General features: G+C 32.6%; 8 protein-coding genes. All 8 read right to left on the bottom strand.

Annotation, left to right across the window (positions count from 1 at the left end; genetic code table 11):
- Positions 1 to 621 precede the first annotated feature (621 nt).
- Positions 622 to 1,299 carry a DUF4294 domain-containing protein gene (locus BUC11_RS15965; protein ID WP_073355668.1) on the bottom strand — a complete coding sequence of 226 codons (678 nt, stop codon included), beginning with the start codon at positions 1,297 to 1,299 and terminating at the stop codon, positions 622 to 624.
- Between the two features lie 646 nt (positions 1,300 to 1,945).
- On the bottom strand, positions 1,946 to 2,917 hold the full coding sequence (locus BUC11_RS15960) for a hypothetical protein (protein WP_073355667.1): 972 nt from the start codon (positions 2,915 to 2,917) through the stop codon (positions 1,946 to 1,948).
- Positions 2,918 to 2,938: 21 nt separating this feature from the next.
- A complete protein-coding gene (locus BUC11_RS15955; RefSeq protein WP_139259544.1) occupies positions 2,939 to 3,907 on the bottom strand; it encodes a DUF6175 family protein in 969 nt (322 codons plus the stop codon).
- Between the two features lie 7 nt (positions 3,908 to 3,914).
- Complete coding sequence (locus BUC11_RS15950; protein WP_073355664.1) at positions 3,915 to 4,394, bottom strand: hypothetical protein; 480 nt, start codon at positions 4,392 to 4,394, stop codon at positions 3,915 to 3,917.
- Between the two features lie 16 nt (positions 4,395 to 4,410).
- Complete coding sequence (locus BUC11_RS15945) at positions 4,411 to 4,935, bottom strand: hypothetical protein (RefSeq protein ID WP_084129727.1); 525 nt, start codon at positions 4,933 to 4,935, stop codon at positions 4,411 to 4,413.
- A gap of 63 nt (positions 4,936 to 4,998) precedes the next feature.
- Positions 4,999 to 6,318, bottom strand: coding sequence for a hypothetical protein (locus tag BUC11_RS15940; protein WP_073355663.1), 1,320 nt, complete (start codon positions 6,316 to 6,318; stop codon positions 4,999 to 5,001).
- A gap of 328 nt (positions 6,319 to 6,646) precedes the next feature.
- Entirely contained in the window at positions 6,647 to 6,952 is a 306-nt protein-coding gene (locus tag BUC11_RS15935) for an NADase-type glycan-binding domain-containing protein (protein WP_139259542.1), read from the bottom strand.
- Between the two features lie 184 nt (positions 6,953 to 7,136).
- Positions 7,137 to 7,447, bottom strand: a 311-nt coding sequence (locus BUC11_RS15930; RefSeq protein WP_139259424.1) for an IS66 family transposase, incomplete at its 5' end; no start/stop codon positions are given.

Here is a 7,447-nt window from a genome sequence, read left to right as displayed (position 1 = left end):
AAAAGAACGTTTGCCGTTGTTGCGGGTGCAAAACTAACTCCTTTATACCGGTATTCAAGCTTTTTTAAACTCTTTTTTTATCCTTTTCTTAACTTAATCTTTAACTTACTGAAACCGTGAATTTTGAAAGTAAAAGTTTTTTATGCTTCCCTCTCCCTTTCCAAAGCTAAGCATGCTAAAAGAACCATAATCTAGTTTTTTTGTTATTAGATTGCGCTAGCAGCAATCGGATATGTGACTCCTTTTAGATATTTATTGGTTCTCTGAGGCACTTTATTAGCATCACAGACAGGATTAATCCTGAAATTAGGTCCTTTGCCTGCAGTATCATCTAAGATAGGTTAAGTTTTTTATCGCTTGGACAGTTGTTCCTTGTCTATTTCTTACGGTCCTTATTATAGTAAGACAATTTATACCTACCTATATATAAGGTACACCGAATTCTAAATCAATTATACAACTCCCCGCGTTAGGGATAGTAGCGTAAAGCCCGCAGCCAAGTGAAGTGTAACGCAACTTGACGAGGACTTGTAGCGAATAGCCCGACCCTCTATAAAAAAGAGGCTACTACCCATTTAGATAATAGCCTCTTTTTTATAATGGGAAACGCCCAAGTTATTGTTATTTCTTTACTGTAACCACTTTGGACTGCCATGAATCGGTTAGATTATTGTAATCAACTAATATTGCAGGATTTTGATTTTGTAATCTTCCAGAATCAAACGCCCGTATTAATATCGTTTCTATTAAATAATCTTCATTAACATCAAAAGGCGTATACTTTGTCTTTAAATTAATGTCAAACATACTAGCTGCAGTATTAGACCAAAATGCTTTCCAACCACTTTTAAGGTTTTTTACTAATTCATAGGTTGTATTGCCCGTTTGGCGATGTATTAACTTTACCAATATTTGACCTTGCTTGCGGGAAAGCTTTTTGAGTTTAGCTTCAAATTCATTACTTAAATAACCTTCGACTATCTTAAAGTATCTCTTTTTCTCTTTATTGGTTTTCAGGTTGGCCATACCTATATTTAAAGTCGTTAGTCTCTCAGCAGCGAGTTTTGCGTAAGGATACGTTTTATAAACACGACTTTGAAGCATTAAAAATTGCTTTCTCGCTTCCGGATCCATCTTCTCCTTATATATTAAAATCTCGGGCAACTGAATGGTATCGTTAAGGATCGAGTCATCATCAGTTAATTCATATCCCATTTTTGTAGTATCTTGAGGAATAACCTGAGCATTAATCGAGTAAATGCTAAAAAGAAAAAAGATAAAAAATTTAATTAGCTTCATGTATGAAATTTTTATTGCCAAAATTATACAATATATATGCAACTGTAATGCCAAATTTATAATTTAAATTAAAAAAGAATAAAATTCCTGTCGTTAAGAAATTAAATTTAAAAGGTTTTGAGTAAAATAGTGAAACAATTTTTTATACTGGCACTATTTGGAGATTTTAGATTAATTGATTATCGTCTATTAGTAAATATTTTTTTTTGTATTATTAAGCCCTACAAAAAAAATAAATTATATAAATAGCTAAAAGAAGCAACTTTAACATCCTTTGACAACGACCAGTTGCAGCTAGCAATTTTTATTGTAAAATTTCATAATTTTTAACTATTTGCAAAATGAAACTGGTTTCCAGCTAAAGTAAATGTAAAATTAAAGATAACGTTTAGCAGATATATTATCGAGTAATTGAGAATACTTGTATATAATGAAGTTCACAATTTTATGTCACAATGAATTTACGTGTGATTTAATTAATTTTAATTTTAGTACCCACTGCAGAAGAAAGTAATCCTTAAAACATATTGTAATCCTTATAATTATAGGACTGGAAATGTGTTTTTATGTCAAAAAAAAGAGTTTAACTTTTAAAACAAAAGTTAAACTCTTTTTTTGACAAGATTTGATAAACGCTATTCTCCTACTACCACCAACCGTTAATATTATATCTAACAATAGTGGCTTTAGGTCCATTCCCATAAGCAACACCAATATCTCGAGCTGCGTTCATCGATGCATTCTTAAGGTCTATGTCATCCTGTTGCTCTTTCAATTGAAATTTCCAATCTCTCTGATCAATTTCTTTAACTCTTTGTGCAATCTTGTTTGATAATGCAAGAGCCTGTTTATAACAAGCAGCATTTGGATCAATTTGAGCTAAAAATTGTCCTGAAATGTCAGCGCCGTATGTGTCTTGAGAGGCATTCCAATTTGTATTTGCTTCTTGTAATTTTATTATACAATCTCTATCAATTTGTTTTTGATAAATTGGCCCTACGGCATCCATAGCTTTATCATAGCAACCTTTGCACACTTCAGGAACATTTATTAATAAAGCTATAGCTTCCTCAAATTTATTTTGACTAGTTAGGGTTTGACCTTCTTTAATAATAAAGTCGCATTTACTATTGTAATATTCTATAATTTTTGATTTACCATTTTCTACAAAGCTTTGAATATTGATATTACTTGGACTAATTTTCTTTATTGCAGCAATATATGCTTTGGTTTCATTTTCACCAACTCCTTTGACGCTGATTGACGTACTTGAAAATTTAGTGCCTTCTATTCCATCACCAATAAATAATGTTACTTCCAAAACAAAAGCCGTCATTGCGGGAGCGGTTGGAGTCAAATCCTTACTAATAACATTTACATTAGTAGTAATAATAAACCGTTGATTATATGCCGATCCACCCATTTCGTTTTGCGTGACGATTTGGCTTAACTTATTTGCTAAAATACTTCGCGCTGCATCAGGCATTTTATCTATTTGTTGCGGCACAAAAGCTGCTAAAGTTATTCTAGCAATGTCATTTGCACTTCCTTTCTCATTTTGAGCAAAGGAAAAACTGTAACACATTATAAGAATGTTCCATAAAATAATTTTCTTCATATTATTTGTTTGATTATATAATTATAGACTTTTACCTCCAATCACCATAACAACTTTTCCAGTTCCAGTTGGATACGTAGAACAAGGCAATTGATGTGTTTTTTTCATATATTTTCTTAATTTTGTTCCAAAATCATCTACACTAAAAGCTGATCCCTCCCCGTCCCTTAAAGGTATCCTTACACTTGTTAACTGCATTAAAGTTGAAGTCTTTGGCCCTAATGTAAAGGCTCCATTTACAGTGTTCGATTTAAACCATTTCTTTATATCGTCAGATAATTCATCTCCATCCTCGTTGATTTCACTATTCATTTTTTTAGTAGAATTTTCATAAACTTGAATTTCAACTGTGATTTCTCGACCTTTTGTAAACATTTCTTCAAAATAGATCATTAATTGGGAATTAAAATTGTCAATATGAGATAAAACAGCTGTTTCTAACATTACAGGTAACGAAGCTCCAATCAATTCATTTCCAGTACCACTTGCTGCACCTGCGGGCTTGTTAGATCCAGCATCGACAGCTTTTAATGAAAAAGTAACCGCTTTTTTTGGTCCTTTAGACTCAACAGACCATGATACATACAAAATCAAATGTGGTCGTGCTGTATTCAATATTAAATCTTTATCTCCCTGTTGAACACTATTTCCATCTTCACTCGTTTCCATACTTTTTAGGGCATTTCCGTCTTGAATACTTTTTAATGTTTGAGACAAATTCTCAAGTGGATATCCTCTTTCCAACATTAATTTTTCGACATTAGTTATAACTTGACCTAGCTCAACATTTAACAACGCCGCAGAATAATCAGGTACCATTTTTTTTTCTCCTTGTTTATCCACTTCCTTCATGTATCCGTTTGAGTTCATCCAGATATCATCGGGAAAAACCATTATAGACGGTTTGTTTATCGCTTGTGAAAACATTAATGTTGTTGACAATAAAAACATTACTATAGTGATAACATTTTTTAAATATTTATTTTTCATTTTACAATTAAATTTTAAGTATTCCATCAGAAATCATTTTTTGTTTTAATTCTGTCCTTAACACGCGAACTTCTAATCTAAAGGTTACGCTTTTATCAACACTCACTTTCAGTGACTTTAATTCCTTTTTTATAGAAATAAAATTATCATATTCACCCTTGTAGGCAAAAAATTTACTAAAGTAGGCTTCCTTTTTATTTTGTGCATTTACTTCTAATATTATTGGTATTAAATTACAACCTGATTTACCATCATTAATTCCATAAAAAAGAACATCCCTAATTGCTTTAATTTTAGCATTTTCCATAGCAGATGCTTTATTACTGCCATTTCCCCATGCTATCAAAGATTGAGAACCATCTAATTCAATTCTAATACATTCGGTTTTTAATGGATAATTGCCTGCAGTTATTTTTGATGAGTTACAACTTGAAAGTAAAAGTGATCCGCCAATTAAACCGTAAATCAGTTTTATACTAATTTTCATTTTTAATTATTTTAAATTAATTAAAACCTGCACCTAAAGACTTGATAATCCCTGCTTCCTCTAAATCTTTTCTTAGGTTAGCAACATTTACTGAAACTATAACTCCTATTTTATATTCTTTTCCTACCTTCATTCTATCCTCTGCTGCAACGGCACCGTCAGTAGACATGGAAACAAACTTCATATACTTGCCACCATCAGCAAAAAAAGGTTTAAAAAAATCTTCTTTTTCTACTTCTAGATTCACATTGTTGGTTAATGGTTTCTGACCTGGGACAGACTGAGTACCTGTAAACCCTTTAAAAATAATACCATGAACGGCATTTTTTTTGGCTTGATCAATTGCAACCTCAGGCTTTTTAGAATAGGACCAAACTTTAATTAAATAGTTTCCTTGAGTGCCAGTCTGAACGGCATCAATTTCATAACGCCATTCTTCAGTTGCTTTATCTGCTTTTTTTTTAACTTGTGCGGTACTCGATAATGTAAAACCAAAAATCATTAAAAACACAATTACAGTTTTCTTCAAAATATCTTTCATTTATTTATTTTTAATAGAAAAGAACCCTTTCAACCATAATTTTTAATTGAAAGGGCTCGCTAATTATTTTATTTGTTTAATAAGCATACCTGCATAAAACTTTTTCCCTCCAGAAAACGTGGTACGATCAATATTAGTTTTATTTTCAGTTTCAACGTTACCAGCAACAGGAACCAAGGTATCATCTGGATTAAATGTGTTATCCCACACCGCATCTTTTTCAACTTTTATAGTTCCTACACTTTTATATGTGATCAATCCTGTTTTAGGATCTTGATTCTGCTCAAGAACATCAAACTTTTCACCACCCTCTAAGCCTTCTTTTTTACCAATTTTAGCAGTAATTGGATCACCTGAGTAAAGCGGAGTTTTTGTTTTGAACACGTCATATTTTTTCTGAAGTTTAGCATACACGTTGTCAATGATCCTTACGGTAGAAAGTTCAATAATTTGATCTTCCGTTCTTTTTTCAGATAATGAAAATGTCACCAGACCAGTTGCGCTTTCTTCACCAACAAATTCTAGTTTAAACAAATCAGAAGTATCAAATGCAACTTTCTTTTTTGGATCCAGTGCAGTCTTATCTATCCAAAGATCTTTGTAAAAGGTATCAGAAGTAGTTTTATCCCATACTAACTTATATAAATATGATGTAGCCCAAATAGAATAACCCTCTTTTGTTTTTTCATAAACAGCATCAATTCCTTTGTTCGCTTTATCTAAAAGCATCGCCGGAATTTTTTGCGCGGCGACAGTTTTTGCTGCATCTCTGATTGCTCGGGCTATTGGTTCATTAGCCACAAAATTAAATTTATTTATTACTATAAATGTATTGTCAATTAATGATTCTCCAGCAGTTCTGAGAAGTGCTTCACCGTCAGACGAATTTTGAGCCGCCTTTGTTTCAAGAAATGAGGCGTTAAACACACCTCTGTCCTCAACTAACTTAGAATCAAAACTTCCATCAGCTTGCCTATCAAACCACTTAGCTACTAATTTGTTAGCGATTTTTTCTTTTTTTAGATACTTTTCAATTCTGAGTGGCATCTCTTTTGAAACGGAATCCATTTCTATTTCAAGTAAACCATTGGCAAATGCACCAAGTTTTGAAGGTTTGTACATAGACGCCTTCTCTTCAGAGGTCAAAGGATAATTAATTGGATTGAAGGATTTTTGGCTTATTTGATGATCATTATACTTCTCAGGAAAAGGAGCATTATTAAATGCTTTAAGAACAATTTCCTTTTTGGGAAATTTATCCGATTCGATGACCATTGTATGTAAAGAACTTCTTCTAAATTTTAAATCTGCAGGTTTGTCTTGTGCTTGAGCAAATGTTCCCGAGCTGATTATTAGCCCCCATACTAGTAAATGTTTCTTCATTTTTGTAATTTGTTATTCTTTTTTAAATACGTTCGTTTTTTAAAGTGGTTTCTGAACTCCACTTTTTCTTTATGGCTGTCAACATGACAACACTATCAATCTTTTATTTTAATCTCCTATAATATGTTCCAGCCTACTATTTCTATTTTTCTCTAAAACAATAGATTATTCACAATTAACCACCACAACTAAATATTCCTGAGATCGCAGTGTCTTTATATTTGTCTCTTTTATATACTTCTACTATTGTAAATCTAAAAATACCTCGGCCCCATTTTGTTGGTAATTTAAAAGTTTGAACACCCATCACGTCTGCCAAATCTAAAATTCAAATGTCTTTTCCGTTCAAAGAAACCTTGAATTTTTTAACTCTTGAATTATTTTGCAATGCAGTTTTTGAAGATTGATATCCATTTAAAATTGGTAACTCTCTTACATTGCCACCCATTATTTGCCAATTATTTATTTCTAAAAACTCTCCAATTCCATAGTCGGAACTGCCTTCCACCCAAGCATTCGTAGGATCATGGTCAAAAACATAACTGGCTAAATATTTACTTTTCCCCTGTGATGATAAAATTGTAGAGGTTATAATATTGCCTCTTTCAGGCCCCTCGCACATCTGATTGGGCATTGTCCATTGTTCAGTCGGAACATCATTAGATTCCACTGGCCGTACACCCCAGGATATAAATTTTTCACCATTTATTTTAGCCTTTATCGCTGGAAGCTGTCCATAACTAAACGAGCTAAATAGGTATCCACCCGAGCAACTACATATTGTTTAGTTCAATAAGATTAATGATAGGAGCGTAATTTTACAATGGTTTAGATTCCGCTAGCTGCTTGTAATTGTGGGGATACAGGTCTTTAATATTCTTGTGGTTTATAGATTGGATATTCTCAAGGGTATATTTTAGCCACTCAAAAGGATTTACGTTATGCTTTTTGCAGTTAGAAAAAAAGGTATAGGCCATAGCCGCTCTTTGAGCAGCATCGTGCGATCCGGCAAAAAGATAATTCTTTCTACCCAGGGCCACTGGTCTGATTGCATTTTCCACCAGATTATTATCTATTTGCAAGTTACCATCTAATAGGTATGCCGATAAATTATCCCATCTTGTTTGAG

It is taken from the genome of Flavobacterium xanthum, assembly GCF_900142695.1.
GTDB classification, from domain to species: Bacteria; Bacteroidota; Bacteroidia; order Flavobacteriales; family Flavobacteriaceae; genus Flavobacterium; species Flavobacterium xanthum.
This window is presented reverse-complemented; position numbering and strand designations above follow the sequence as displayed.